At 59.4% G+C, this 26,004-nt stretch carries 20 protein-coding genes; 11 read left to right on the plus strand and 9 right to left on the minus strand.

Features of this window, described 5'->3' with window-relative positions:
• Positions 1 to 16 precede the first annotated feature (16 nt).
• Both plsY and dprA read left to right on the plus strand, forming a co-directional pair.
• The gene (gene plsY, locus O9X91_RS13890) at positions 17 to 634 is read left to right on the plus strand and encodes a glycerol-3-phosphate 1-O-acyltransferase PlsY (protein WP_162520362.1); all 618 of its coding nucleotides are present in this window, start codon (positions 17 to 19) and stop codon (positions 632 to 634) included.
• A gap of 21 nt (positions 635 to 655) precedes the next feature.
• The gene (dprA, locus tag O9X91_RS13895; RefSeq protein WP_269833228.1) at positions 656 to 1,798 is read left to right on the plus strand and encodes a DNA-processing protein DprA; all 1,143 of its coding nucleotides are present in this window, start codon (positions 656 to 658) and stop codon (positions 1,796 to 1,798) included.
• Here dprA and O9X91_RS13900 read toward each other — a convergent pair.
• The gene (locus O9X91_RS13900; protein WP_142912129.1) at positions 1,751 to 1,984 is read right to left on the minus strand and encodes a hypothetical protein; all 234 of its coding nucleotides are present in this window, start codon (positions 1,982 to 1,984) and stop codon (positions 1,751 to 1,753) included. The genes dprA and O9X91_RS13900 overlap by 48 nt on opposite strands.
• A 259-nt stretch (positions 1,985 to 2,243) precedes the next feature.
• On the opposite strand from O9X91_RS13900, the gene topA reads away from it, so the two are divergent.
• From topA to rpmG, 6 genes are all read left to right on the plus strand, one after another.
• Positions 2,244 to 4,928, plus strand: a complete 2,685-nt coding sequence (topA, locus tag O9X91_RS13905) for a type I DNA topoisomerase (RefSeq protein WP_269833227.1) — start codon at positions 2,244 to 2,246, stop codon at positions 4,926 to 4,928.
• On the plus strand, positions 4,925 to 7,279 hold the full coding sequence (gene rnr, locus O9X91_RS13910) for a ribonuclease R (protein ID WP_269833226.1): 2,355 nt from the start codon (positions 4,925 to 4,927) through the stop codon (positions 7,277 to 7,279). The genes topA and rnr overlap by 4 nt, the downstream gene beginning before the upstream one ends.
• 42 nt (positions 7,280 to 7,321) lie before the next feature.
• Positions 7,322 to 7,765: a DUF983 domain-containing protein gene (locus O9X91_RS13915; RefSeq protein ID WP_142912126.1), complete on the plus strand. Its 444-nt coding sequence runs from the start codon at positions 7,322 to 7,324 to the stop codon at positions 7,763 to 7,765.
• Positions 7,766 to 7,827: 62 nt separating this feature from the next.
• Positions 7,828 to 8,454 carry an NUDIX hydrolase gene (locus tag O9X91_RS13920; protein ID WP_191217653.1) on the plus strand — a complete coding sequence of 209 codons (627 nt, stop codon included), beginning with the start codon at positions 7,828 to 7,830 and terminating at the stop codon, positions 8,452 to 8,454.
• Positions 8,455 to 8,471: 17 nt separating this feature from the next.
• The gene (locus O9X91_RS13925) at positions 8,472 to 9,638 is read left to right on the plus strand and encodes an MFS transporter (protein ID WP_162520391.1); all 1,167 of its coding nucleotides are present in this window, start codon (positions 8,472 to 8,474) and stop codon (positions 9,636 to 9,638) included.
• An 89-nt stretch (positions 9,639 to 9,727) separates the two neighbouring features.
• Positions 9,728 to 9,895, plus strand: coding sequence for a 50S ribosomal protein L33 (gene rpmG / locus O9X91_RS13930; RefSeq protein WP_003496403.1), 168 nt, complete (start codon positions 9,728 to 9,730; stop codon positions 9,893 to 9,895).
• An 893-nt stretch (positions 9,896 to 10,788) separates the two neighbouring features.
• On the opposite strand, the gene O9X91_RS13935 is transcribed toward rpmG, so the two are convergent.
• Both O9X91_RS13935 and O9X91_RS13940 read right to left on the minus strand, forming a co-directional pair.
• Positions 10,789 to 12,159, minus strand: coding sequence for a PleD family two-component system response regulator (locus O9X91_RS13935; protein WP_142912124.1), 1,371 nt, complete (start codon positions 12,157 to 12,159; stop codon positions 10,789 to 10,791).
• Between the two features lie 18 nt (positions 12,160 to 12,177).
• On the minus strand, positions 12,178 to 12,549 hold the full coding sequence (locus O9X91_RS13940; RefSeq protein ID WP_003521498.1) for a response regulator: 372 nt from the start codon (positions 12,547 to 12,549) through the stop codon (positions 12,178 to 12,180).
• A gap of 131 nt (positions 12,550 to 12,680) precedes the next feature.
• Between O9X91_RS13940 and O9X91_RS13945 the strand changes: the two genes are divergently transcribed.
• From O9X91_RS13945 to O9X91_RS13955, 3 genes are all read left to right on the plus strand, one after another.
• Complete coding sequence (locus O9X91_RS13945; RefSeq protein ID WP_077982437.1) at positions 12,681 to 12,989, plus strand: DUF3572 domain-containing protein; 309 nt, start codon at positions 12,681 to 12,683, stop codon at positions 12,987 to 12,989.
• 69 nt (positions 12,990 to 13,058) lie between these two features.
• The gene (locus O9X91_RS13950; RefSeq protein WP_142912123.1) at positions 13,059 to 14,342 is read left to right on the plus strand and encodes a DNA polymerase IV; all 1,284 of its coding nucleotides are present in this window, start codon (positions 13,059 to 13,061) and stop codon (positions 14,340 to 14,342) included.
• A 167-nt stretch (positions 14,343 to 14,509) separates the two neighbouring features.
• On the plus strand, positions 14,510 to 15,748 hold the full coding sequence (locus tag O9X91_RS13955; protein ID WP_137410199.1) for a L,D-transpeptidase family protein: 1,239 nt from the start codon (positions 14,510 to 14,512) through the stop codon (positions 15,746 to 15,748).
• A 22-nt stretch (positions 15,749 to 15,770) separates the two neighbouring features.
• Here the strand turns inward: O9X91_RS13955 and dnaE are convergent, their stop codons facing one another.
• The 6 genes from dnaE to O9X91_RS13985 all read right to left on the minus strand — a co-directional run bounded on the left by dnaE (position 15,771) and on the right by O9X91_RS13985 (position 25,900).
• Positions 15,771 to 19,271, minus strand: coding sequence for a DNA polymerase III subunit alpha (gene dnaE / locus O9X91_RS13960; protein ID WP_332909278.1), 3,501 nt, complete (start codon positions 19,269 to 19,271; stop codon positions 15,771 to 15,773).
• A gap of 433 nt (positions 19,272 to 19,704) precedes the next feature.
• On the minus strand, positions 19,705 to 20,388 hold the full coding sequence (locus tag O9X91_RS13965) for an ABC transporter ATP-binding protein (protein ID WP_077982441.1): 684 nt from the start codon (positions 20,386 to 20,388) through the stop codon (positions 19,705 to 19,707).
• 15 nt (positions 20,389 to 20,403) lie between these two features.
• A complete protein-coding gene (locus O9X91_RS13970) occupies positions 20,404 to 21,711 on the minus strand; it encodes a lipoprotein-releasing ABC transporter permease subunit (protein ID WP_142912121.1) in 1,308 nt (435 codons plus the stop codon).
• Positions 21,712 to 21,836: 125 nt separating this feature from the next.
• Positions 21,837 to 23,159, minus strand: a complete 1,323-nt coding sequence (gene proS / locus O9X91_RS13975) for a proline--tRNA ligase (protein ID WP_142912120.1) — start codon at positions 23,157 to 23,159, stop codon at positions 21,837 to 21,839.
• A 636-nt stretch (positions 23,160 to 23,795) separates the two neighbouring features.
• Positions 23,796 to 24,101 carry a DUF1467 family protein gene (locus O9X91_RS13980; RefSeq protein ID WP_162520361.1) on the minus strand — a complete coding sequence of 102 codons (306 nt, stop codon included), beginning with the start codon at positions 24,099 to 24,101 and terminating at the stop codon, positions 23,796 to 23,798.
• Between the two features lie 131 nt (positions 24,102 to 24,232).
• Entirely contained in the window at positions 24,233 to 25,900 is a 1,668-nt protein-coding gene (locus tag O9X91_RS13985; protein WP_142912119.1) for a ribonuclease J, read from the minus strand.
• Positions 25,901 to 26,004 lie beyond the last annotated feature (104 nt).

A 26,004-nucleotide genomic window follows, 5' to 3' on the forward strand; every position in this document is an offset into this window, starting at 1 on the left:
CAGAGGGGACATTGGAATGAGTGCTTTGACTGAGTGGCAGACCGCGCCTGCCCTTCTCGCGCTGGCGGCGCTGATCGGCTATCTATTGGGCTCCATTCCGTTCGGCCTCCTTCTTACCCGCATGGCCGGTCTGGGCGACGTGCGCAAGATCGGCTCCGGCAATATCGGCGCCACCAACGTGCTGCGTACCGGCAACAAGAAGCTCGCCGCCGCAACCCTTTTGCTCGACGCGCTGAAGGGCACGGCGGCGGTTCTGGTCGCCAATGCGCTCTGGGGTTACGAAGCCTCGCTGGTCGCCGGTTTCTTCGCCTTTCTCGGCCACCTGTTTCCCGTGTGGCTGGGCTTCAAGGGCGGCAAGGGTGTGGCCACCTATATCGGCGTTCTTCTAGGCGCGGCTCCCCTCATGATGCTTGCCTTTGCGCTCATCTGGATCGCGACCGCCTTTATCACCCGTTATTCGTCGCTCTCGGCGCTGGTGGCAATGGTGATCATCCCCGTAGCGCTTTGGGTGCTCGGACCCGAGAAGACGGCGCTTCTCGTGACGCTGCTCAGTGTGATTTCCTGGTTGAAACACCACGAAAATATCAGACGTCTGATTGCGGGCACGGAAAGCAGGATCGGACAGAAGAGCTAAGGTTCACCTTGGGGACATGTCATGCCGAATAAGGAAAATACACGGCAAGGCATAGAGCTTTCCGCGCGGCAGCGGGTGGCGTGGCTACGGTTGATCCGCAGCGATAATATCGGTCCCGTGACCTTTCGCGAACTTATCAATCATTTCGGCAGTGCTGAAAAGGCGCTTGATGCCCTGCCCGAACTGTCGCGCCGTGGCGGTTCTTCGCGCAGTCCGCGCATTGCCACCCAGGCGGAAGCGGAAGGCGAGATCGAAACCGCCGATAAATTCGGCGCGCGTTTCGTCGGCATTGGCGAACCGGATTATCCGCCAGCCCTGCGGCAGATGGATGGGGCGCCGCCGCTGATCGCCATGAAGGGATCGGCGGATGCGGCGACAAGAGCCTGCGTCGGCATCGTCGGTTCACGCAACGCCTCCATCAACGGCGCGAAATTCGCCGCCATGCTGGCACGCGACTGTGGACGGGCCGGTTATACGATTGCATCGGGACTGGCGCGGGGCATCGATGCGGCCGCGCACAGGGCAAGTCTTGCAACCGGCACAGTGGCTATGCTGGCCGGCGGTCTCGACCGCCCCTACCCGCAGGAAAATTTCGGACTTTTGCAGGAAATATACGATCAGGGCGGCGCGACAATCAGCGAAATGCCGTTTGGCTGGGAGCCTCGCGCGCGGGATTTCCCGCGCCGCAATCGGCTGATCGCGGGCGTCTCGCTCGGCGTCGTCATCGTGGAAGCGGCGGAACGTTCGGGTTCATTGATTACGGCGCGGCTTGCAGGTGAAGCCGGACGGCTTGTTTTCGCCGTGCCCGGCTCGCCGCTCGACGCGCGCTGTGAAGGCACCAACCGGCTGATCAAGGAAGGCGCCATGCTGACCACGGGTGCAGCCGATATCCTCGACGCACTGCGACCGCTAATGGAGCCGCAATTGCCCTATGACCGCAAGATCGAGGAACCGAGATCCGACACCGAGATGTCACCACCGGGGGACGACGAGCGTAGCATCATCGCCGCCGCTCTCGGTCCCTCGCCTGTGGAAACGGACGATATCATCCGTCACACGGGTTTCTCCGCTGCCACCGTTCACCTGGTGCTGCTGGAGCTTGATATTGCCGGACGTCTAAACCGGCATGCCGGGGGGCGTGTTTCGCTCTTCATCGCGGATTGACAGCTTGCGCCGTCCGCTCTGGATATCGCCGACTTCGACATAGGCCATCTCGATCAGATAACACAGCATGTCGGCGCCTTCCCGGTGCGCTACCTGCCGCAGTTCCGCCAGCATCTGGCGGATGTATGCCAAGCTCTCTCTGGTCCCTTCATTTTCGGCATTATTGTTTGTCGCGTTCGGGACCATATATTTATCCTGGAAATTCAGCCTGAAACGGGAAGCATTAAGTCTGTTCAAATGATGTTGCCCATCATAACCAATTTACCAAAGATTGCAATACAACAATAGATTATCCATAGGTTGCACTCATCTTGAAGCGAGAAAATCGGGCTTGCCTCTTGACCAGCGGGCATTACCTGTCCATGTCGAATTATAAAGAAGGCCAATTGCGGCACCACGCTGCAACCGGGGCCACGTTAACGGACCAGTTCCAGAGAAGAACAATATGAATGTCGTCGTCGTAGAATCTCCTGCCAAAGCCAAGACGATCAATAAGTATCTTGGCTCGGGCTATAAGGTTCTTGCATCCTTTGGCCACGTCAGAGACCTTCCTGCCAAGGACGGATCGGTGCTGCCCGATCAGGATTTCGAAATGTCCTGGGAGGTCGATAGCGCGTCCGCCAAGCGCATGAAGGATATTGCCGATGCGGTAAAATCCTCCGACGGCCTTTTTCTCGCAACCGACCCGGATCGCGAAGGCGAAGCCATTTCCTGGCACGTTCTCGATCTCCTGAAGAAGAAGCGTGTGCTTGGCGACAAGCCGGTGAAGCGCGTGGTCTTCAACGCCATCACCAAGAAGGCGGTTCTGGACGCCATGGCCAACCCGCGCGACATCGATGTGCCGCTGGTCGACGCCTATCTCGCCCGCCGTGCACTCGATTATCTCGTCGGTTTTAATCTCTCTCCGGTTCTGTGGCGCAAGCTGCCGGGCGCGCGTTCCGCCGGTCGTGTTCAGTCTGTGGCGCTGCGTCTCGTCTGCGACCGCGAAGCCGAGATCGAGCGTTTCGTCTCCGAAGAATACTGGAACATCAGCGCGCTGTTGAAGACACCGCGCGGTGACGAGTTCGAGGCCAAGCTGGTTTCGGCCGATGGCAAGCGGTTGCAGAACCGCGCGATCAAGACCGGCGACGATGCAAGCCGGCTGAAGACACTGCTGGAAGGCGCGACCTATGTCGTGGATACGGTCGAGGCGAAACCCGTCAAGCGCAATCCCGGCCCGCCCTTCACCACCTCGACGCTGCAGCAGGCCGCGTCTTCGCGCATGGGCTTTGGCGCCTCGCGCACCATGCAGGTGGCGCAGAAGCTTTATGAAGGTATCGATATCGGCGGCGAGACCGTCGGTCTGATCACCTATATGCGTACCGACGGCGTACAGATGGCCCCGGAAGCGATCGATGCCGCCCGAAAGGCCATTGGCGAGCAGTTCGGCGACCGTTATGTGCCGGAAAAGGCGCGCTTTTACTCCACCAAGGCAAAAAACGCCCAGGAAGCGCACGAAGCAATCCGCCCGACCGATTTCAACCGCACGCCGGATCAGGTGAAGCGTTACCTCGATGCCGATCAGTTGCGTCTTTACGATCTGATCTGGAAGCGCGGTATCGCCAGCCAGATGGCGTCGGCAGAAATCGAGCGTACCACAGTGGAAATCCTTGCCACCAATGGCGGCGAGAAGGCTGGCCTGCGCGCCGTTGGCTCTGTCATCCGCTTCGACGGCTTTATCGCCGCCTATACCGACCAGAAGGAAGATGGCGAGCAGAGCGACGATGGTGACGATGAAGGCCGTCTGCCGCCGATCAATGAGCGCGAGAACCTCGCCAAGCAGAAGATCAACGCCAGCCAGCACTTCACCGAACCGCCGCCGCGTTATTCGGAAGCCTCGCTTATCAAGAAGATGGAAGAACTCGGCATCGGCCGTCCTTCCACCTATGCGGCAACGCTGAAGACGCTGAGCGACCGCGAATATATCGTCGTCGACAAGCGCAAGCTGATCCCGCATTCGCGCGGCCGGCTTGTGACCGCTTTCCTCGAAAGCTTCTTTACCAAATACGTCGAATATGATTTCACCGCCGCCCTTGAAGAAAAGCTCGACCGCATCTCCGCCGGCGAGTTGGACTGGAAGCAGGTTCTGCGTGATTTCTGGAAGGATTTCTTCGCCCAGATCGAAGACACCAAGGAACTGCGTGTCACCAACGTTCTGGATGCGCTGAACGAGGTTCTGGCGCCGCTGGTCTTCCCCAAGCGCGAGGATGGCTCCGATCCGCGCATCTGTCAGGTTTGCGGCACCGGCAATCTTTCGCTGAAGCTCGGCAAATACGGCGCTTTCGTCGGTTGCTCCAATTATCCGGAGTGCAACTTTACCCGCCAGCTCACCTCCGATGGCTCGGAAGCCGAAGCTTCCGTGTCCAACGAGCCGAAAGCACTCGGTGCCGATCCGATGACCGGCGAGGAGTTGACGCTTCGGTCTGGCCGTTTCGGACCCTATATCCAGCGCGGCGACGGCAAGGAAGCCAAGCGCTCGTCGCTGCCCAAGGGCTGGAAGCCTGAAGATATCGACCACGAAAAGGCCTTGGCGCTCATCAATCTGCCCCGCGATATCGGCAAGCACCCGGAGACGGCCAAGATGATCTCCGCCGGCCTCGGCCGCTATGGGCCGTTCCTGCTGCATGATGGTTCCTATGCGAACCTTGAAAGCATCGAGGACGTGTTCTCGATCGGTCTCAACCGAGCCGTGACCGTTATTGCCGAAAAGCAGAGCAAGGGACCAGGACGCGGCCGCAGCGGCACGCCGGCTGCTCTCAAGGAACTGGGCGACCATCCCGATGGCGGCGCCATCACCGTCCGCGACGGGCGGTATGGCGCTTACGTCAACTGGGGCAAGGTCAATGCCACCATTCCGAAGGGGCAGGATCCGGCTTCCGTGACGCTGGACGAGGCGCTGGTGCTGATTGCCGAGCGCATTGCCAAGACCGGCACGGGCGGCAAGCCTGCCAAGGCGAAGAAAACCACCGCCAAGAAGGCCGATGGTGAGACAGCGGCAAAGCCGAAAACCACCAAGGCCAAGGCGGCAACCAAGAGCAAGGCGGCCGCCAAGCCGAAGGCAGCGGCCAAACCCAAGAAGGCAGCAGAGTGAGCAAGGCGCCACGTCAGAGACAGGGTTCCGCCAGTGACGGTTTCGGACGCACCGGGCGCGGCAAGCGGGTGAGCGAAGGTGCAGGCATCATCCATGGCGAGGTGCCTTCCCGCGAAGTGCTTCTGAAATTCATCGCGGACCATCCGCAGCAGGCCTCCAAACGCGAAATCGCCAAGGCTTTCGGGCTGAAGGGCGAAAACCGCATCGTTCTGAAAGCCCTGCTGAAGGAACTCGAAGTCGATGGCATGGTGCACAAGAGCCGCAAGTCGCTGACGCGACCGGGCGGCCTGCCGCCCGTGACGGTTCTCGACATCACCACCCGCGACAAGGACGGCGAATTGATCGGCCGCCCGGCGGAATGGCCCGAGGATCTGGGCGCAGCGCCGGCCGTGCTCATCCGCCAGTCCTCGCAGGACCGCGGCAAGAAGGCCCCGGTAGCCGGTCTCGGTGACCGTATTCTGGCGAAAATCTTCCCCTCCAAGGAAAACTCCGGCCCGGCCTATACGGCCCGCGTCGTGAAGCTCATCGACCGTCGCCAGAACGCGCTGCTCGGCGTCTTCAAGGAAGCGCCCGGTGGCGGTGGACGGCTGATGCCGATCGATCGCCGCGGCGAAGAAATGGTGATCGATCCCGATGGCGTCGGCGATGCCAAGGATGGCGATCTGATCGAGGTTGAAACCTCGCGCAACAGCGGCCGTTATGGCCTGACCCGCGCCAAGGTGCTGTCGGTCATCGGCTCGGTGGCCTCGGAAAAGGCGATCTCGATGATCGCGATCCATGCGCACGGCATCCCGCATATCTTCCCGCCGAATGTTCTGGCGGAAGCGGATGCGGCCAAGGCAGCGACCATGTCGCACCGCGAGGACTGGCGCGACCTGCCGCTCATCACCATCGATCCGGCCGACGCCAAGGACCATGACGACGCAGTTTATGCCGAACCTGACCACTCGCCCGACAATCCTGACGGTGTCATCGTCACCGTCGCCATTGCCGATGTCTCCTGGTATGTGCGGCCCGGCGCGCCACTCGACCGCGAGGCGCTGAAGCGCGGCAACTCCGTCTATTTCCCCGACCGTGTCGTGCCGATGCTGCCGGAGCGCATTTCCAACGATCTCTGCTCGCTGAAGGAAGGCGTCGATCGCCCTGCCCTTGCGGTGCGCATGACGTTTTCAAAGGAAGGCCGCAAGGCGAGCCACACTTTCCATCGCATCATGATGAAAAGTGCCGCCAAGCTGTCTTACCAGCAGGCGCAAGCCGCAATCGACGGTACGCCTGACGACAAGACCGGCCCGCTGCTGGAACCGATCCTGAAGCCGCTGTGGCACGCCTATGAGGTGATGAAGCGTGGGCGCGACCGCCGCCAACCGCTGGAACTCGATATGCCAGAGCGCAAGATCCAGCTCAGGCCCGACGGCACGGTAGACAAGGTCGTCATTCCCGAACGTCTCGATGCGCACAAGCTGATCGAGGAAATGATGATCCAGGCGAATGTCGCCGCCGCCGAGACGCTCGAAAAGAAGAAGCAGCCGCTGGTCTATCGCGTCCACGATGCGCCCACACTTTCCAAGCAGGAAGTGCTGCGCGAATTCCTCGGCACCATCGGCATTTCCATGGCCAAGGGTGCGGCCATGCGCGCCAATTCCTTCAACGGCATTCTGGCGCGCGCCATCGATACGCCGCACCAGATCATGGTCAACGAGATGGTGCTGCGCAGCCAGAGCCAGGCGATCTACAGCCCCGAAAATATCGGCCATTTCGGCCTCAACCTGATGAAATACGCCCATTTCACCTCTCCGATCCGCCGTTATGCCGACCTCATCGTGCATCGCGCGCTGGTGGGCTCGCTTGGCCTCGGTGAAGGCGGCATCACGCCGCAGGAAGAGGCGACGCTGGACGATATCGCCGCCGAAATCTCGACCTTCGAGCGCCGCGCCATGGCGGCGGAGCGAGACACGGTCAATCGTCTCATCGCGCATCACCTTTCCGAAAGGGTCGGCGAGGAATTCGAGGGCCGGGTCGGCGGTGTCACCAAGGCGGGACTATTTGTCGCGCTTCCGCAGTTTGGTGCTGATGGATTCGTTCCTATATCTACGCTTGGAACCGATTATTTCCTGTACGACGAAGCCCATCAGGCCCTCACGGGGGAAAAGACCGGTCTCGGTTATCAGCTTGGTGACACGGTGCAGGTGAGGCTCGCGGAAGCGGTGCCGCTGGCGGGTGCGCTGAGATTCGATATGCTGAGTCCGGGGCGCAAGATGCCGATGGGCGTACGCTCGTTCCATAAGGCCGGACGGCGGACAGCACGGGCTGCCGCCAAGCCCGGAACACGGCCGCCGAGAAGGCGACGATAACAAGGCCGCCTCGGCGGTTGAACGGACGGGAAGGACTTAAGGATGAGTGCACACCGGGGCTCGGAGACCGTTACCTTCGGAGACGACAGCGCCGAACGGCCGCTTGGCCGGTCCATCATGCGCGGCATGGCAAACCGTTGCCCGGCCTGTGGCAGCGGTCGCCTCTTCCGTGCCTGGCTAAAGCCGGTGGATGCCTGCGCGGCCTGCGGCGAGGAAATGCACCATCACCGCTCGGACGACCTGCCACCCTATATCTCTATCGTCATCATCGGCCATATCGCGGTCGGCGGCTTCATGATGACCGACATGGTCCTCAACATTCCCATGTGGGCCCATTTCGCCATCTGGGTGCCGATCACCATTCTGGCAGCGCTTCTGACGCTGCAACCGATCAAGGGCGGTGTCATCGGCTTGCAATGGGCGCTGAAGATGCACGGATTCGACCGAAAACAACAGAAAGTGCAGATCGACGGCTCTTCTCACTGACGGCGGACGGGACCTTGCACGTGCCTCCGCCTCCCCGGCGCGCCGAAACGACGAACACGCCCATGCGGCCGCGCGACGCCGCCTCCATGATTTTGTTCGACCGGTCCGGCTCGCAACTCAGGGTGTTGATGGGCCGGCGCAGCAGCGCCCATGTCTTCATGCCGGGCGCTTATGTGTTTCCAGGCGGCAAACGCGATCCGCGCGACCATGCGCTGCCCTTTTCGAGCGATCTGCATCCCACCGTTCTCCACAGTCTCACTGCCTCCGCGGCACGGCGGCTCAGCGCCGCCGGCGCAAGAGCGCTGGCGCTTGCCGCCGCGCGCGAGCTTTTCGAGGAAACTGGCGTGGATCTTGGCTTGAACACCAAGGGTCCCGATCTTTCCCGTTTCCGATATGTGGCCCGTGCCATCACCCCGCCCGGCAATGTGCGGCGCTACGACACGCGATTCTTCTGCTGTTATGCAGATGAACTGCACCTCGATATTAGCCTCACACGCGATTCCGACGAACTCTCCGACGTGCAATGGCTTGACATGACAGACCTTTCCAGTCTGAACATGCCGAAAATCACGCGCACGGTTCTCGAAGATGTCACAAAGCTCATGATAGGTGATCCCTCATTGCCCTTTGAAAGCCCCGCGCGGCTCTATGTCACGCGCCACGGCCGGTTCATTCGAGACTTTGTATAAAGGCCGTCATGTCACAAATGAAATGCGAAGAAGCGGACGCCATCCACTGGCCCTCACTGATCGCCGCCATTTCCGCCATCAGTGCGGTCGGCGTCGCCATCGGCCTCGGCCTTCCGCTCCTGTCGATCATCCTTGAGAAGCGCGGCATCTCTTCCACCATGATCGGGGTGAATTCGGCTATGGCCGGCGTCGCGGCGATGATGGCGGCCCCCGTGACCACCAAGATCGCCCATGATTTCGGCGTGGCGCGAACCATGCTGTTCGCAGTCGTCGTTTCGGCACTGAGCGCGCTCGGTTTTTATTTCGCCGAAGCCTTCTGGATGTGGTTTCCGCTGCGAATCGTTTTCCACGGCGCCACCACCACGCTGTTCATTCTTTCCGAATACTGGATCAACATGACGGCGCCGCCCAGGAAGCGCGGCATGGTTCTCGGCATCTACGCCACCGGCCTTGCGGTCGGATTCGCGGTTGGTCCGCTGCTGTTTTCCGTGGTGGGCAGCGAAGGCATATTGCCGTTTCTGGTCGGTGCGGCGATCATCCTGCTCGCCGCGATCCCGATCTTTATGGCGCGCGGCGAAAGCCCGGAGCTGGACGAGCGGCCCAACCACCATTTCGTCCGTTATGTCTGGCTGGTGCCCATGGCGTCCGCGGCGGCCTTCGTCTTCGGTTCGGTGCAGGCCGGCGGCCTTTCGCTGTTTCCGATCTATGCGACGCGGGAAGGCTTCAACGAATCGCAGGCAGCGCTTCTCCTTACCGTGATGGGCATCGGCAATATGGTTTTCCAGATACCGATCGGCCTGCTTTCGGACCGGATGAAGGACCGGCGGACGATGCTGGGGCTGATGGCCTTTGCCGGCGTCTGCGGCACGCTGGCGCTGCCTTTCCTAGTGGAAAACTGGCTTCTGGTGGCGGCCCTGTTGCTGTTCTGGGGCGGCCTGGTCTCGGGAATGTATACTGTCGGCCTCACCCATCTCGGATCGCGCCTGAAAGGCGCCGATCTGGTCGCCGCCAATGCCGCCTTCATCTTCTGTTACGCCATTGGCACGATTGCGGGGCCGCAGGCCGTGGGCATTTCCATGGACATTGCCGGAACCGACGGGTTTGCCTGGTCGCTGGCGGTATTTTTCGGGCTTTACGTGGTGCTTTATATCGTCCGTTTTGTTTTCCGGGCGAAACAGGCTTGACTTTTCGGTCGCGATACGTAGTTTCGCGCCAGATTTAGCCGAGGTCAGAAGCGCCTGCGGCTTCTCTTTTGTTTAAAGGCAGGACGACCATGGCGAAAGCTACAACAATCAAGATCAAGCTGCTGTCGACAGCCGACACCGGCACTTTTTACGTCACCACCAAGAACAGCCGTACGTTCACGGACAAGATGACGAAGACGAAGTACGACCCGGTTGTACGCAAGCACGTTGAATTCAAGGAAACCAAGATCAAGTAATTTCTTGATCTGTCTCCGACAAAAGCGCGCCCAACGGGCGCGTTTTTTGTTTGCGCCGAAGGGAAATGCTGCCGCCAGCCTCTTCGCGCCCAGACGCCTTCCAAGGGGCAAGCAAGGCCCGTCTACCCTGCTGTCCGGGGAATTGTAGCCGTCAATAACAAAGCACGAGAGCAGCCATGGGTAAGTCCGACCACATGGTTTGACGCCCCGGCCGATGCAGCAATCATTCAGGTGCTCTGAAGACACATCGCCAAGGCTCCGTCCGCCCCTGCCCCGTATCGCAGCTTCGCACGTGACGTTAACAAAGACGGATTGCATGCGTCGCGAAGCCGCGACGCGCACACCACGAAACGGCAATTTTCAGGAAGAAGGCGGTCGGCCAACGATGTGACTACGGCACGAGGAACCGATTCGAACATCGTCAGCCGACCGACCCCACGATTCAGGAGATGCGGCGGACCTGAGCATCATGGGGCATTCAAACTACGCAATACCAGCCCCTGACGAACGAAATCGCGACGGCTAAAGCCGCTATCATTCATCATCAAAAGACGGATAAGCCGCCGGAAGAACTGTTACTCTCAATAAGGAGTGTGCGCAGAAGTGAAATAAAAATCAACAAATTCTTAATCCAGGGACACATCACCTGGGAAACATGGTTAAGTATACGAAGCTGACACACTATAGTTGCCGGAGAGATTGAATTCAACGTATTTTTCAACTTGAACTCTATTTATATCGTCGATCTGCATCTATTCATTGCAAAGTGATAAAATACATACAAGGTCAATGGCTTGCAGCCTTACGACGATCAACTTGCTTCGCGAATAATTACTTCGCCGGAACACGACGGCAAGATTGCCGCAATATTTTAGTTAATCGGCCATTAGGGTTCAGGCAGCGGCAGCGACGACGCGGTTGCGTCCGGCGTGTTTCGCCTCGTAAAGCGCTTTGTCCGCCTGCTTCAGGATTTCGTCCGGAGCGCCGAAGGCGCCGCTGCTGGTGGCGATGCCGAGGGAAGCGGTAATGCTCAATTCCCGGTCGATGGAACGAACATAAAAAGGCTTGTCTTCCACGATCGCCCGCAGGCGCTCGGCGACGCTTGCCGCAAGCTCCATCGGCGTATCGGGCATGACCACGACGAACTCCTCCCCGCCATAACGGCAGGCGAGATCGGCACCGCGCACGGTGCTGCGGATGCGCGCTGCAAATTCCCGCAGCACCTCATCGCCCACATCGTGGCCATAGGTATCGTTGACCAGCTTGAAGCGGTCTATATCGGTCATGCAGATGGAGATCGGGCGGCCACGAACGGCGGCGCGGTCGAAGAGTATCTTCAGGTGGCTGTCGAGGTAACGGCGATTGTTGAGGCCCGTCAGCCCGTCGACAATGGCAAGTTCCATCGTGTGCTGGAGATTGAGCCGCAGATGCTCGTTATAGCGCTTGCGCCTGATCTGCGTCAGCGTCCGGGCGACGAGTTCGTTCGGATCGATCGGACGGAGAATGTAATCATTCACGCCAAGATCGAGCGCCCGCGCCACCATATCGTCCGCCCCCTGCTCCGCCACCAGAAGCAGCGGCAGGAAACGGGTGCGTTCCAGCGAGCGAAGCTGTGAACACAGCCGCAGCGGATCGTAATCCTCGAAATTGGAATTGACGATGACGAGCTCGAAAGGATTGCTCGCGGCCTTGAGCAGCGCCGCCTGCGGTTCCGTGACGGCGTCGACCTCGGCAACCGGCTTCAGCGCCCGCACAATACGTTCCTGCGAGCTGGCGCGGCCATCCGCAACCAGCACGCGGCCCGGCGTCTGCATCAGCCCGTCGCTGCGCAGCATCTCCTCGATGCCGATCTGACGTGCGGTTTCGGCGCGCAGCCGCAATTCATCGCTGACGGCCTTGAGCCGCACGAGGCTTTTGACGCGGGCGATGAGTTGAAGGTCGTTGACCGGCTTGGTGAGAAAATCGTCAGCGCCGGCCTTGAGGCCACGCACGCGGTCAGATGGTTGATCGAGTGCGGTGACCATGACCACCGGAATATGGGCGGTATTCGGATTGGCCTTCAGCCTTTCGCAAACCTCGAAACCGTCCATGCCCGGCATCATGATATCGAGCAGGATGATATCGACCTGCTCCTTGTCGCAGATCGCCAGCGCCTTGAAACCATCCTCGGCGGTGACGACATCGAAATATTCCGCCAGAAGACGGGCTTCGAGAAGCTTCACATTGGCCGGAATATCGTCAACAACCAGAACTCTCGCCGTCATAACCGTTCCCCAGTCGCCTCAAGCATCGCCCAGATAAGTCTTGATGACTTCGATGAATTTTGGAACGGAAATCGGCTTAGACACATAGGCCTCGCATCCGCCCTGGCGAATGCGTTCCTCGTCGCCCTTCATGGCGAAAGCCGTCACCGCAATGACCGGAATGACATGCAGCTCGTCATCTTCCTTCAGCCACTTCGTCACCTCAAGCCCTGAAACTTCCGGCAGCTGGATATCCATGAGGATGAGGTCCGGGCGGTGCTTGCGGGCAAGATCGAGCGCTTCCATACCGTTGCGCGTCTGGATCGTCGTATAACCAGACGCCTCGATCAAGTCGCGAAAGAGCTTCATGTTCAGCTCGTTGTCTTCGACTATCATGACCTGCTTGGGCATGGTGAGCAGTCCCCGTTTCGCTTTGAAACCTTCACCCAGACATATAAGTTGTCAGAGAGCCGATTCCATCGTCCATTTGTTGCGCAAGGCTAGAGGGATTTGGTTTCAAAATAGGTAACTTCGGGGAAGAAATGCTGCGCGATACAAAAAACAAAGGCAATGTCGGTCAAGATCCGCAAGAAACGGCGGCCGCCATACTTGGCTGGCTGGCAAACGAACCGGACATGCTGGCGCGTTTTCTGGCGCTGAGCGGGCTGCAGGCCAACATGCTGCGCCAGGCTGTCAACGATCCCGGCTTTCTGGCAGGGCTGACGGATTTCCTGATGAGTCACGAGCCGGACCTGATGGCCTTCTGCGCCGCCACCGATACATCCCCCGAAACCGTGGCCGCTGCCTGGAACCATTTTTCCGGACCGGGGCTGGATTCAGGTGTGTATTGACGAGACGCCCCTTGAGTGGCCATCGCAGCCGGAGTATGGTCGGCAACGTTCTGGTTTTGTTTTCGACCCATGTCCACGTCGCACCGCTATGATCCCGGTTTTTGCCGTGACTGTCTGGCCGGCCAGCCAGAAGGGCTGAGGCGTTGCCGCGCCTGCGGCAGCCCGCGTCTTCTCTATCATTCCGAACTCTATGATCTGAGCATCGCCCATATCGATTGTGACGCCTTTTACGCCTCGGTCGAAAAGCGCGACAATCCGGAACTGGCCGACAAACCAGTGATCGTGGGCGGCGGCAAGCGCGGGGTGGTTTCCACCGCCTGTTATATCGCCCGCATTCACGGGGTGCGTTCCGCCATGCCCATGTTCAAGGCGCTGGAAGCCTGTCCCGATGCTGTCGTCATCAAGCCGGATATGGAAAAATACAGCCGTGTCGGGCGCGAAATCCGCGCGATGATGCAGGAACTGACGCCGCTCGTGCAGCCGATTTCCATAGACGAAGCGTTTCTCGATCTTTCCGGCACCGAGAGGCTGCATCACGATCCACCGGCTCGTGTGCTGGCGAAATTCGCCCGGCGGGTGGAAAAGGAAGTGGGGGTGACTGTTTCCGCCGGGCTTTCCTATTGCAAGTTTCTCGCCAAGGTCGCGTCCGACCTGCAAAAACCGCGCGGTTTTTCAGTTGTCGGTGAAGCAGAGGCGCTGTCCTTTCTGGCAGCAAGGCCCGTCACCACCATCTGGGGCGTCGGCAAGGCCTTTGCGGCGACGCTGGAGGCGGACGGTATCCGCATGATCGCGCAGCTGCAAGAGATGGAGGAAAGCGAGCTGATGCGCCGCTATGGCGTGATGGGGCAACGCCTCTTCCGGCTTTCGCGCGGCATTGATGAGAGGCATGTGCACAATAACGACCCCGTCAAAAGCGTGTCTTCCGAAACCACCTTCTTCAATGATATTTCCCGCCATGAAGATCTCGTACCGATCCTGCGCTCGCTTTCCGAAAAGGTTGCCTGGCGGTTGAAGAAGAGCGGCATCGCCGGCCAGACGGTGGTGCTGAAGATGAAGACAGCAGACTTCAAGCTCCGCACCCGCAACCGCAAGCTGGACGATCCGACGCAGCTCGCCGACCGGATTTTCCGCACCGGCCTTTCGCTGCTGGAAAAAGAAACGGACGGCACCAGGTTCCGGCTCATCGGCATCGGCGTCAGCGATTTGCACGATGCGGGGCTGGCCGATCCTCCCGATCTCGTTGACAGAGAGGCCGGCCGTCGGGCCGCGGCGGAAGCGGCGATGGACAAGCTGCGCGACAAGTTCGGCAAGGGCAGCGTCGAGACCGGCTATACGTTCGGAACACGCAAATAACAGTGGCGGGATTGTGCGACAGGTCGCAATCCTATCCTAGCCGCCTCGCTCCGGATATATTTTAGATTTTACACAAATTAGTGATGTTGCGAAGGAGCGGTCCTTAAGCTTCATTAAACTTCGCATGATTGAGTGAGGCAAGTTTTGTACATGTGGTGTATTGCGTCATGTCCCTTCGCCTCCGTCTTATGGCCGGCATGCTGTCGGCCAGCATTCTTGCCTTTCCGGCGCTTGCCGCTGACAGCAGGTCTCTGCAGATACTGGTATCGAAAAGCGATCAGTCGCTCTCGCTTTATGAGAACGGCGAAATCGTCGCCACCTCGAAAGTCTCCACCGGCAAGGCCGGACATGAGACACCGAGCGGCATATTCTCAATTCTGGAAAAGCGGAAATACCACGAGTCGAATATCTACTCGGCCGCACCCATGCCCTTCATGCAGCGGCTGACCTGGTCCGGCATCGCGCTGCACGAAGGCAAGGTGCCGAACTATCCGGCCTCGCATGGCTGCGTGCGCTTGCCGTCCAAATTCGCCAAGTCCCTTTTCGGCGACACCCGGACCGGCGTGCATGTCATCATCACCGACCAGCCGGTCTCGCTGCGCTTTGTGCAGCATCCGGCGTTGTTTCAGCCGCGCGACGATGCCGATGACGGCAAGCTTCTTCTGTCGGATGTGGAATTGCGCCCGGCAACGTTCGATGCAGCCTTGGGGACGGTCGAAGTTGCCGTCAATGAAAAGACCCAGGCGCTCAAGCCGGCGGTAAAGACCAGGGAGCCCTCGCCCCTGCGCATTCTCATCACCCGGCGCGGCGAACGGGAAAAGGTGATGGATATCCAGACCATGCTGAGCCGCCTCGGTTTCGAAGCGGGTGCAGCCGATGGTTATGCCGGGGAGATGACGATCAGCGCCATCAATGGTTTCAAGCGCTGGAAAGGGCTGAAAACCACCGGGCCGCTTCTGACAGACGCCTTCGTGACGGCGCTTTATGCCTCCGCCGGTGAAGACCACCCACTGAGCGGCCAGATCATGGTGCGGCAGGATTTCAAGCCGCTGTTTGAAGCAGCCATCGACATCAAGGACCCGGAAGTGGCGCTCGGAACCCATTTCTTCGAAGCCGTGTCCGTGGATCGCGCCGCCGGAAACGCCGAATGGAACGGTGTGACGCTGGAAAACCATCTGCCGGCGGCTGCCCGCAAGCGGCTTGGCATCTCCGTTACCGAACCGCCGGGCGGTTTCGATCAACTGAGCGCCGTGCTCGGCCGCCTCGAAATTCCCGCGGAAATACGCAGCCGGATCGAGCAGGAGCTTTCAAGCGGCAGCTCGATCACCGTTTCGGATATCAGTCACCAGCTGGAGACAGGCACTGGAACGGACTTCATCACCGTGACCAAAGAAGGGCCGGTATGAGCGACGTGTGAGGCCTCAAGCCTCACACCAGTTCCACATCGACGACACCGGGCGCGGACCGCAGCGCAGCGGCGATTTCCGGGGAAATGCGGTATTTCTCCGTCAGCTCCACCTCGATCTCACGGCTGCCCTCATCCTTGATGACGATGAAATAGACCGAGCCATCACCCTTTGTGTTGAGGTGGCGGGCAACGGTCTTCAGCGGGCCGGAATCGCGCACATAAACACGCAACGCCTTCTGCATCTGCACGGATTTTTCTTCCAGCGACTGCGCCGTCTGGATACGCAGGCCGATACCTTCGGGGCGTTCTTCCGCCTGCACGGTGATGACCAGCGATTTGCCGACTTCGAGCAGATCGCGGAACTGGCCGAGTCCTTCGGAAAACAGCACCGCCTCATATTGGCCCGACGCGTCCGAGAAGGTGACGATGCCCATCTTGTTGCCGGTGCGGGTTTTGCGCTCCTGCTTACCGGTCACGGTGCCGGCCAGACGCCCGGCAGTCGCGCCCTGTTTCACCGCGGCGGAAAAATCGGCGAAATTCTGCACCCGCAGCTTTTCCAGCACGGGGCGATAGGTATCGAGCGGATGGGCGGTGAGGTAAAAACCGAGCACCTGATACTCGCGCAGCAGCTTTTCGGAGGCAAGCCAGGGCTGGAAGGCCGGAAGAACCAGTTTTTCCGGCCCGCTTCCGCTACCGGAGCCGAACATGTCCGATTGTCCAATGGTGCGGTTATTCTGTGCCATCTGCGCATAACCGATAATGCGGTCCAGCCCACCGATCAGTTCGGCGCGGTCGCGGCCGAAACAATCGAAGGCGCCCGCATTAATCAGGCTTTCCAGCACACGCCGGTTGATCTGCTTGGGATCGATGCGCAGGCAGAAATCCTCAAGGCTCGTGAACGGCTTGCCGTCGCGTACCTGGACGATGTGCTCCACCGCCCCCTCGCCCACGCCCTTGATGGCGGCGAGCGAATAATAGATGCGGTTCTCACCCGTTTCGAATTGCCGGAACGACGTCTGCACCGAAGGCGCGACGACCTCGATGCCAAGGCGGCCCGCATCCTGACGGAAATCGTTGAGCTTTTCCGTGTTCGCCATATCGAGTGTCATCGAGGCCGCCAGGAACTCCACCGGATAATGCGCCTTCATATAGGCGGTCTGGTAGGACACGATCGCGTAGGCCGCGGCGTGGCTCTTGTTAAAGCCGTAATTGGCGAATTTTGCCAGCAGGTCGAAGATGGTGTTGGCCTGCGGCTTCGAGACGCCGTTCTTGATGGCTCCGTCGACGAAACGCTCGCGCTGCTTGTCCATCTCCTCCTTGATCTTCTTGCCCATGGCGCGGCGCAGAAGATCGGCTTCGCCGAGCGAATAACCGGAGAGGACCTGGGCGATCTGCATCACCTGTTCCTGATAGACAATAACGCCCTGCGTTTCCTTGAGCAGATGGTCGATGGTCGGGTGGATCGATTCCAGCTCCTCCTCGCCATGTTTGCGGGCGTTGTAGACCGGGATGTTTTCCATCGGTCCGGGGCGATAAAGCGCCACCAGCGCGATGATGTCCTCGATGCAGTCCGGTCGCATGCCGATCAGCGCCTTGCGCATGCCCGCACTTTCCACCTGGAACACGCCGATGGTTTCGCCCCGCGACAACATCTCGTAGGTTTTGGCGTCGTCCAGCGGAATGGCCGCGAGATCGACCTCGATGCCGCGCTTGGCGACAAAATCGACGGCGACCTTCAGCACCGTCAGCGTCTTCAAGCCGAGAAAGTCGAATTTGACGAGGCCCGCGCTTTCCACCCACTTCATGTTGAACTGCGTAACCGGCATATCGGATCGCGGATCGCGATACATCGGCACCAGTTTGGAGAGCGGGCGGTCGCCGATGACGATACCGGCGGCGTGAGTGGAGGCGTGGCGGTAAAGCCCTTCGATCTTCTGGGCGATATCCAGGAGGCGGGCGACGACCGGCTCCTTGTCCGCCTCCTCCTGCAGGCGCGGCTCTTCCTCGATCGCTTTCGACAGGGGTGTCGGATTGGCCGGGTTGTTGGGCACCAGCTTGCAAATCTTGTCCACCTGCCCATAGGGCATTTCCAGCACGCGGCCAACGTCGCGCAGGGCCGCGCGCGCCTGTAGCGAACCGAAGGTGATGATCTGCGCCACCTGCTCCCGGCCATATTTGGCCTGCACGTAGCGGATCACCTCTTCGCGGCGGTCCTGGCAAAAGTCGATATCGAAGTCGGGCATCGAAACGCGTTCGGGATTGAGAAAGCGTTCGAACAGCAACGAGAAGCGCAGCGGATCGACATCGGTAATGGTCAGCGCATAAGCGACGAGCGAGCCCGCACCCGAACCGCGGCCCGGGCCGACCGGAATATCATGCTGCTTGGCCCATTTGATGAAGTCGGCAACGATCAGGAAGTAACCGGGAAACTTCATGCGCGAGATGACGCCGAGTTCGAAATCCAGTCTGTCGCGATACTCCTGCTCGGTATAACCGGGCGCCATGCCGAGCGCGGCAAGCCGCTGATCCAGCCCCTCCACCGCCTGGCGTCGAAGCTCTTCGGCTTCGGCGCGTTCGGCCGCTTCCGGATCGTCGCTGGCGCCGGTGAAACGCGGCAGGATCGGCCCGCGCTTTTTCAGCACATAGGAGCATCGGAGCGCGATCTCGACGGTGTTCTCCAGCGCCTCGGGAAGATCGGCAAACAGCGCCGTCATCTCGTCACGGCTTTTGAGGTAGTGATCGGGTGTCAGGCGGAACCGGCTGTCATCGGACACGATGGCGTTATGCGCCACTGCCATCAACGCATCATGCGCCTCGTAGTCGGCCTTGGAGGGGAAGAACGCCTCGTTGGTGGCAACGAGTGGAATATCGTGTTCGTAAGCCAGACCAATCATGCGCCGTTCATGGGAACGGTCGTAACCGGACTGGCGCTGCAATTCGATATAAAGTCTATCACCAAAGAGTGACTTCAGCGTCAGCAGCCGCTCTTTCGCCTGTGCGGCGTGGCCTTCCTTCAGGGCCATATCGACAGGGCCGCCGGATGCGCCGGTGAGCGCTATGAGGCCGGCATTGGAGGCCTCCTCCAGCCATGCGCGGGTAATGTGCACGGAATGGCTGCCGCCCTCACCTTCCAGATAGGCGCGGCTGACGAGATCCACCAGCCGCTCATAGCCTTCCGCATTGGCGGCAAGGAGAACGATGGCGGGAAGTTTCTGAAGATGGCTGTTGTGGTTGCGGCGATCCTCCGCCGCATCCTGCATGTCGATGGACAACTGGCAGCCAATGATCGGCTGCAGACCTTCGTCCCGCGCCTTTTCGGAAAATTCCAGCGCGACGAAAAGATTGTTGGTATCGGTAATGGCGATGGCCGGTTGACCGTCCGCGACGGCCTTGGACATGATTTTCTTGAGGGGCAAGGCCCCCTCAAGCAGGGAATAAGCGGAATGAACCCGAAGATGGACAAAACCGGGCGTCTTCAACGTTTCGCCAGAGATCTCTCCACGCATAACCGCATCGCCCATATCATCATCCTGTCACTCTGAATCACGAGGGCGATTTTCCGATTTCCGGCGCTTAATGTCCACCGCTTTGCGGCGTCCATACAGGCTTCTGCGCCGGTGTCTTCTTCACAGGGCGGTGAGGATCACCGAAAAGCTGGCAACAAAGACAGCGATGGAAGCGAAAGCAGCAACGTCACGGATGAAATCAGTCATTGGTCTCTCCTTACTCGTTATGTTCCAATTTTGTTCTCTTTTTGTTCGATTGTCAACAGGGTTCTGGCGATATTCCTCTTGTCAATGCGGCAGAATCGCCTTCGGTTCCCGCGTGGGGAACAGCAAGCCACTGACTCCAAAACGAAAAAACCCGGAGGTAAAACACCGCCGGGTTCGGAAAAAATTCAAATGGGGAGAACCGGTGTTCTCTGAAAAGCACCGGATGGATCGGCTTGCCAGTTCAGAAATCGACGATCTTGCCGTCGGCCAGCGTCACGCGTCTGTCCATGCGGGCGGCAAGTTCATGATTGTGGGTGGCAATCAGCGCTGCGAGGCCGGATTGTCGCACCAGTGCCTCCAGCGCGTCGAATACGTAATGCGCGGTTTCCGGATCGAGATTGCCGGTCGGCTCGTCGGCGAGCAGCAGGAGCGGCGCGTTGGCGACAGCGCGGGCAATGGCGACACGCTGCTGTTCACCGCCCGAGAGTTCGGCTGGACGGTGTTCGCCGCGATGCCCCACGCGCATATAGTCTAGCAGCGCGCTTGCACGCTTGCGGGCCTCCACCTGGGTGAGACCGGCAATGAGCTGCGGCATCATCACATTTTCCACTGCCGAGAATTCCGGCAGGAGGTGATGGAACTGATAGACGAAACCGATATCGCTGCGGCGGATCGCGGTGCGCGTTTCATCCGGCAGGCCGTTGCAGGGCGCGCCGTTAATATAGACCTCGCCTGCATCGGGATGTTCCAGCAACCCTGCCAGATGCAACAGCGTCGATTTACCAGTGCCCGAAGGGGCGACCAACGCCACCATCTCACCGCTTTTCAATTCAAAATCGGCCTTGCGCAGAATGGAAAGCGACGTCTCGCCCTGACCATAGGTTCTCTCGACGCCGGTGAGCCGCAGCACTGTTTTTTTTGCCATATTGCGAAGCGGTCCTTATTCGTAACGCAGGGCCTGCACCGGATCGAGCTTGGAAGCCCGCCAGGCTGGAAAGATCGTTGCCAGGAAAGAAAGGGTCAGCGCCATGATGACGACGGTGATGGTCTCGCTCAAATCCATTTCGGCCGGTAGCTGGCTCAGGAAATAAAGCTGCGGGTCAAACAGCACTGTGCCCGATACCCATGAGAAGAACTGCCGGATCGATTCCACGTTCAGGCAGACGATGACACCGAGCGCCACGCCGGCAAAGGTGCCGACCGTGCCGATGGCAGCCCCCGTCATGAAGAAGATGCGCATCACGGAGCCGGAGCTTGCGCCCATGGTACGCAGAATGGCGATATCGCTGCCCTTGTCCTTCACCAGCATGATGAGGCCGGAGATGATGTTCAGCGCCGCCACCAGAACGATGAGCGTGAGAATCATGAACATCACGTTTCTTTCCACCTGCAGGGCGGAGAAGAAGGTCTGGTTCCGCTGCCTCCAGTCGGTAATGTAGACCTGCCTTTCGGCCGCCTGCTCCACCAGCGGCCGGATGCCATCGACATCATCCGGGCGGCTCACATAAAGCTCGATAGACTGCACGAGGCCTTCGGCATTGAAATAAAGCTGGGCTTCGGACAGAGGCATATAGATCATCGACGCGTCATATTCCGACATGCCGATCTCGAAGACGCCGGAAATCTTGTAAGATTTGACGCGCGGATTGACGCCCATCGGGGTCACGTCACCCTCCGGTGATATGAGGGTGATATCGTCACCCGCCGTAACACCCAGCTGGGCGGCGAGCCTGGAGCCGACGAGAACGCCGTCACCCGCCATGAAGCCGACGAGGTCGCCGGTCTTGATGTTGGTGGCGACTTCCTTGACCTTGTCGATATCCTCCTGGCGCACACCGCGCACCAGAGCGCCGGAACCCGCACCGCCGCGCCCGGAGGCCAATGTCTGGCCCTCCACCAGCGGCAGAGCCATGGTGACGCCCGGAACGGCTGCGAATTTCTTCGCCAGCTCATCATAATTATTGAAGGGCTGGTCGATCGGCTGAACGATCATATGTCCGTTGATGCCGAGAATGCGGGAAATCAGCTCCGTGCGGAACCCGTTCATGACGGCCATGACTATGATCAGCGTCGCCACACCCAGCATAATGCCGACGAAAGAGAAACCGGCGATGACGGAGATGAAGGCTTCCTTGCGCCGCGACCGCAGATAACGCCATGCCACCATACGTTCAAAAGCAGAAAACGGCCGAGCGGTCTTTGCCCCGGCTGAAACAGCCGCACCCTTGTCAGCCTCGGCTTGTGCCATGTCGTCTCCCTGATCTCAAACTATAAGGCCGGTCTTTTCCGAAAACCGGCCTACATTTCCACGGCATCTGTCTTACGAAAACCGGAGCGGACTTCGCGTGAAGCCGCTCCGTCTTCCGCTCGCTTTTAGCCGAGCACCCTGTTCATCGCCGCCTCGATCGTCACGGTTTCCCGCTCGCCGGTCTTGCGATCCTTGACTTCGACTTCGCCATTCGCGACCGAACGCGGCCCGACGATGATCTGCAAAGGCACGCCAATCAGATCGGCAGTCGCGAATTTCTGGCCAGCACGGTCGTCCGTATCGTCGTAGAGAACATCCTTGCCGGCGTTGGAGAGCTGATAATACAGCTTTTCACAAGCCGCATCGCAGGCCGCATCTCCAGCCTTCATATTGATGATCACGACGTCGAAAGGAGCGACCGAGGCCGGCCAGATGATTCCATTCTCGTCATGCGATGCTTCAATGATGGCGGGAACAAGGCGTGTCGGTCCGATACCATAAGAACCCATGTGGACAGGGTGTTCCTTGCCATCCTTACCCTGCACTTTCGCGCCCATCGGCTCGGAATATTTGGTGCCGAAATAGAAGATGTGGCCAACTTCAATGCCGCGCGCAGAAAGGCGCTCGCCTTCGGGAATGGCGTTATAAGCCGCTTCGTCATGCATTTCGGACGTGGCGGCATAATCGGCCGTCCACTCGTCGAATACGCCCTGCAAGGCTGCGACATCGTCGAAATTGGTGTTTTCAGCGGGAATCGCGCGGTCGAGGAAGCTCTTGTGGCAGAAGACTTCGGATTCGCCGGTATCGGCCAGAATGATGAATTCATGGCTGTGGTTGCCGCCGATCGGGCCGGTATCGGCGCGCATGGGAATAGCGCGAAGGCCAAGGCGCTCGAAGGTGCGCAGGTAAGCCACGAACATCTTGTTATAGGAATGGATCGCGTCTTCCTTGGTAAGGTCGAAGGAATAGGCGTCCTTCATCAGGAACTCGCGCGAACGCATGGTGCCGAAACGCGGACGCACCTCGTCGCGGAACTTCAGCTGGATATGATAGAGGTTCAGCGGCAGGTTCTTGTAGGACTTCACATAGGAACGAAAGATGTCGGTGATCATCTCCTCATTGGTGGGGCCATAGAGCATCTGGCGGTCCTGGCGGTCCTTGATGCGCAGCATTTCCTTGCCATAGTCATCGTAACGACCGCTCTCCTGCCAGAGCTCGGCGGTCTGCAGCGTCGGCATCAGAAGCTCGATGGCGCCGGAACGATCCTGCTCCTGGCGGATGATCCTGTTCACCTTGTCCAGCACACGCTTACCGAGCGGCAGCCAGGAATAGATGCCAGCCGATTGCTGCCGGATCATGCCGGCGCGCAGCATAAGGCGGTGAGAAACGATCTCCGCTTCCTTGGGATTTTCCTTCAGGATGGGCAAAAAGTAACGGCTGAGACGCATGACGGCTTCCATTGATGCGGACGACAGCGCCACAGGCGCGGGAATCGCCCCGAATAGAGGGATATTGGCGCCGGATATAGCCGTTTCCGGCCCAGATGAAAACCCGCCATGAAAAGAGCGATAAAGGCCATTTCAAGGTATTTTCGCGATAGCTAATTCGCGTCAAAACGCTTTGATCGGAATAATATTCTTGATCCGGTGCGACAAATTGCACCACAGAGAATTTTTTGCCGACTGTAACAAATATGCAAAAAATGAGATGACAAGCATGGGGGTTTGAGCTAGCCTTAGCTTACAAAAGAGGCAGGAAGTTTAAATTCTTGTCATTTTCGCGGTCAGTCTTGGGAGGATCAGATCTTAGGCGCGCTCGTTCGCAGCCCCGGCAACGGTTACAGATCACGCGAAACCTGGAAAACAAGGCTGAAAGGCCTTGTTTTTTTTTGCTTATGCACAAAGAAACACGCTCATAGCGATATTCCGGTAAAATTATGGCGTTGAATCAGGCACCGGAATGTTCCTGCTGTGTGCACGACGGATATGACATCCATATGACAGAACATCGGTCATATCCGCGGCAAATCGCCGTCAGTCTGAGCGTACGGATGCGCGCGGAATGGCGATTATCTGTGCAACTTTTCAATCGAAAACAGGAATAATTCTCGGAAGATCGTCAAGGCTGACGCCGAACCACCAGGTCCCGCCGTACCAGAGCCCACAGATCAGGGCCGAGATCAGGGTGGTCCACAAAACGATCCGCCCACCTCTGAACCTTGATGGCGCACTGGCGACCGTGCCCAGCGCCACATCGCCCTCCTCATCCTGAGTACGTAGGCCAATCGGCAGCACGATGAAGAGCACCGTCCACCAGACGATGAAATAAACGGCGAAGACCGAAAGAAGCGGCATGTGATCCTCCTGCACAATGGGGTTCTTGTAACGCATTCATCCGCAGATCGGAATCACTTCTCCGCAAGAAAGCCGAAAGAAAAAAGAAGAGCCGCGCTTTGCGGCGCGGCCCTGAAATCGACGGAGAAGAGGCAGACGCCCAGGCCGATTGCCGGGAAGCTACCCGCTCAAACCTTGGTCACAAAAACCGTCACGATCGGCTTCTTACCCCAGCTCTGGTTGGCGGCGGCGCGCACGGCGCGGCGCACCGATTCGCGCAGCAGTGCGAGGTCCTTGCGACGGGCGCGCGGAATGCTCTCGACGGCGCCGAGTACAGCATCATAAAGCGTGTCTTCCATCGCCTCATCCTCGTCGTCGAATTCCGGCAGGCCGAAAGGCACGACGTCGGGATCGCCGAGGAAGTCGTAACGGCTATCCAGCACGACGTTGACGGCGACATGGCCGGCAAAGGACAGCTTGCGGCGGTTGCTGATGCCCATTTCATCCATGTCACCGACGAGATTGCCGTCCTTGAAGACGCGGCCGTGCGGGACGTCATCGATGACTTCCGCAGGACCCGGCGCAAGGCGCAGAACGTTGCCGTTGCGCACCTTCGGCACCTGCGAAATACCGGCTTGTTCGGCCAGTTCCTTCTGCGCCACCAGATGCGCCGCCTCGCCATGGACGGGCACGACGATCTGCGGCTTCGTCCATTCATACATCCGCAGAAGCTCGTTGCGGCGCGGATGGCCGGACACATGCACCAAAGCCTCATTGTCCGTGACAATGTGCACGCCCTGTTCGATCAGGCCGTTCTTGATCTCGATGATCGCCTTTTCGTTGCCGGGAATGGCGCGTGAGGAAAAGACGACAGTATCTCCCGACGCGAGCGCCACATTGCGCATCTCGTCGCGGGAAAGCTTGGCGAGCGCTGCACGCGGTTCGCCCTGCGAACCGGTCAGGATCAGCACCACACGATCACGCGGAATATAGCCGAATTCATCTTCAGCGAGGAACGGCTTGATGCCTTCCATGATGCCGAGATCCTGCGAGACGTTGACGACGCGCTTCAGTGACGAGCCGAGCAGCAGCACCTCGCGGCCGGCAGCTTCCGCAGCCTGCGCAATCGAGCGGATGCGCCCGACATTCGAGGAGAAGGTGGTAACGGCAACGCGGCCTTCAGCACTTTCGATGATCTGACGCAGGCCTTCGGACACCTCGTGTTCGGAGGGCGACACGCCATCGCGCAGTGAATTGGTGCTGTCGCACATCAGTGCCAGCACGCCCTCTTCACCGATGGCGCGGAAGCGGGCTTCATCCGTCAACGGCCCAAGCGACGGCGCTTCGTCGATCTTCCAGTCACCGGTGTGGATGACATTGCCGAGCGGTGTGCGGATGACCAGCGACATCGGCTCCGGTATAGAATGGTTGACGCCAACGGCTTCGATTTCAAAGGGGCCAACGTTGATCCGGTCACCAGCCTTGAAGATCGTCACCGGAATTTCAGCGCGCGTGCCCTCATAGGCGCGCTTCGCCTCCAGCATGCCGGCCGTGAATGGCGAGGCATAGACCGGCACATTGAGGCCGGGCCACAGATCGTTCAGCGCGCCATAATGATCCTCATGGGCATGGGTGATGATGATGCCCTTGAGGTTCTTTTTCTGCTCGGCGATGTAACTGATATCGGGCAGCACGAGATCGACACCAGGAAGATCGAGACCGGCAAAGGTCACGCCGCAATCCACCATGATCCATTCGCGCTTGCTTGCCGGCCCGTAGCCGTAAAGCGCCAGATTCATCCCGATTTCACCCACGCCGCCGAGCGGCACAAAGACCAGTTCGTCCTGTTTAGCCATTGTTTTTCTTATCCATTCACGAAAGCGCGCAGGCAACGGCAATTGGCCGTGCCCGCCGCTCTCTCAAGCATCGGACCTGTTGAACCATCTGATCGACCGGGCCG

The organism is Agrobacterium salinitolerans, assembly GCF_027498475.1.
GTDB lineage: Bacteria > Pseudomonadota > Alphaproteobacteria > Rhizobiales > Rhizobiaceae > Agrobacterium > Agrobacterium salinitolerans.

What these genes read in the sequence shown, in the direction of transcription:
- O9X91_RS13900 (WP_142912129.1), bottom strand. Translation starts at nt 1,984, where the DNA reads ATGGTCCCGAACGCGACAAACAATAATGCCGAAAATGAAGGGACCAGA.
- proS (WP_142912120.1), bottom strand. Translation starts at nt 23,159, where the DNA reads ATGCGTCTCAGCCGTTACTTTTTGCCCATCCTGAAGGAAAATCCCAAG.
- rpmG (WP_003496403.1), top strand. Translation starts at nt 9,728, where the DNA reads ATGGCGAAAGCTACAACAATCAAGATCAAGCTGCTGTCGACAGCCGAC.
- O9X91_RS13945 (WP_077982437.1), top strand. Translation starts at nt 12,681, where the DNA reads ATGCTGCGCGATACAAAAAACAAAGGCAATGTCGGTCAAGATCCGCAA.
- topA (WP_269833227.1), top strand. Translation starts at nt 2,244, where the DNA reads ATGAATGTCGTCGTCGTAGAATCTCCTGCCAAAGCCAAGACGATCAAT.
- O9X91_RS13980 (WP_162520361.1), bottom strand. Translation starts at nt 24,101, where the DNA reads ATGCGTTACAAGAACCCCATTGTGCAGGAGGATCACATGCCGCTTCTT.
- O9X91_RS13965 (WP_077982441.1), bottom strand. Translation starts at nt 20,388, where the DNA reads ATGGCAAAAAAAACAGTGCTGCGGCTCACCGGCGTCGAGAGAACCTAT.
- O9X91_RS13940 (WP_003521498.1), bottom strand. Translation starts at nt 12,549, where the DNA reads ATGCCCAAGCAGGTCATGATAGTCGAAGACAACGAGCTGAACATGAAG.
- plsY (WP_162520362.1), top strand. Translation starts at nt 17, where the DNA reads ATGAGTGCTTTGACTGAGTGGCAGACCGCGCCTGCCCTTCTCGCGCTG.
- O9X91_RS13950 (WP_142912123.1), top strand. Translation starts at nt 13,059, where the DNA reads ATGTCCACGTCGCACCGCTATGATCCCGGTTTTTGCCGTGACTGTCTG.
- O9X91_RS13955 (WP_137410199.1), top strand. Translation starts at nt 14,510, where the DNA reads ATGTCCCTTCGCCTCCGTCTTATGGCCGGCATGCTGTCGGCCAGCATT.
- O9X91_RS13935 (WP_142912124.1), bottom strand. Translation starts at nt 12,159, where the DNA reads ATGACGGCGAGAGTTCTGGTTGTTGACGATATTCCGGCCAATGTGAAG.
- O9X91_RS13925 (WP_162520391.1), top strand. Translation starts at nt 8,472, where the DNA reads ATGAAATGCGAAGAAGCGGACGCCATCCACTGGCCCTCACTGATCGCC.
- dprA (WP_269833228.1), top strand. Translation starts at nt 656, where the DNA reads ATGCCGAATAAGGAAAATACACGGCAAGGCATAGAGCTTTCCGCGCGG.
- O9X91_RS13970 (WP_142912121.1), bottom strand. Translation starts at nt 21,711, where the DNA reads ATGGCACAAGCCGAGGCTGACAAGGGTGCGGCTGTTTCAGCCGGGGCA.
- O9X91_RS13915 (WP_142912126.1), top strand. Translation starts at nt 7,322, where the DNA reads ATGAGTGCACACCGGGGCTCGGAGACCGTTACCTTCGGAGACGACAGC.
- O9X91_RS13920 (WP_191217653.1), top strand. Translation starts at nt 7,828, where the DNA reads ATGCGGCCGCGCGACGCCGCCTCCATGATTTTGTTCGACCGGTCCGGC.
- O9X91_RS13985 (WP_142912119.1), bottom strand. Translation starts at nt 25,900, where the DNA reads ATGGCTAAACAGGACGAACTGGTCTTTGTGCCGCTCGGCGGCGTGGGT.
- dnaE (WP_332909278.1), bottom strand. Translation starts at nt 19,271, where the DNA reads ATGGGCGATGCGGTTATGCGTGGAGAGATCTCTGGCGAAACGTTGAAG.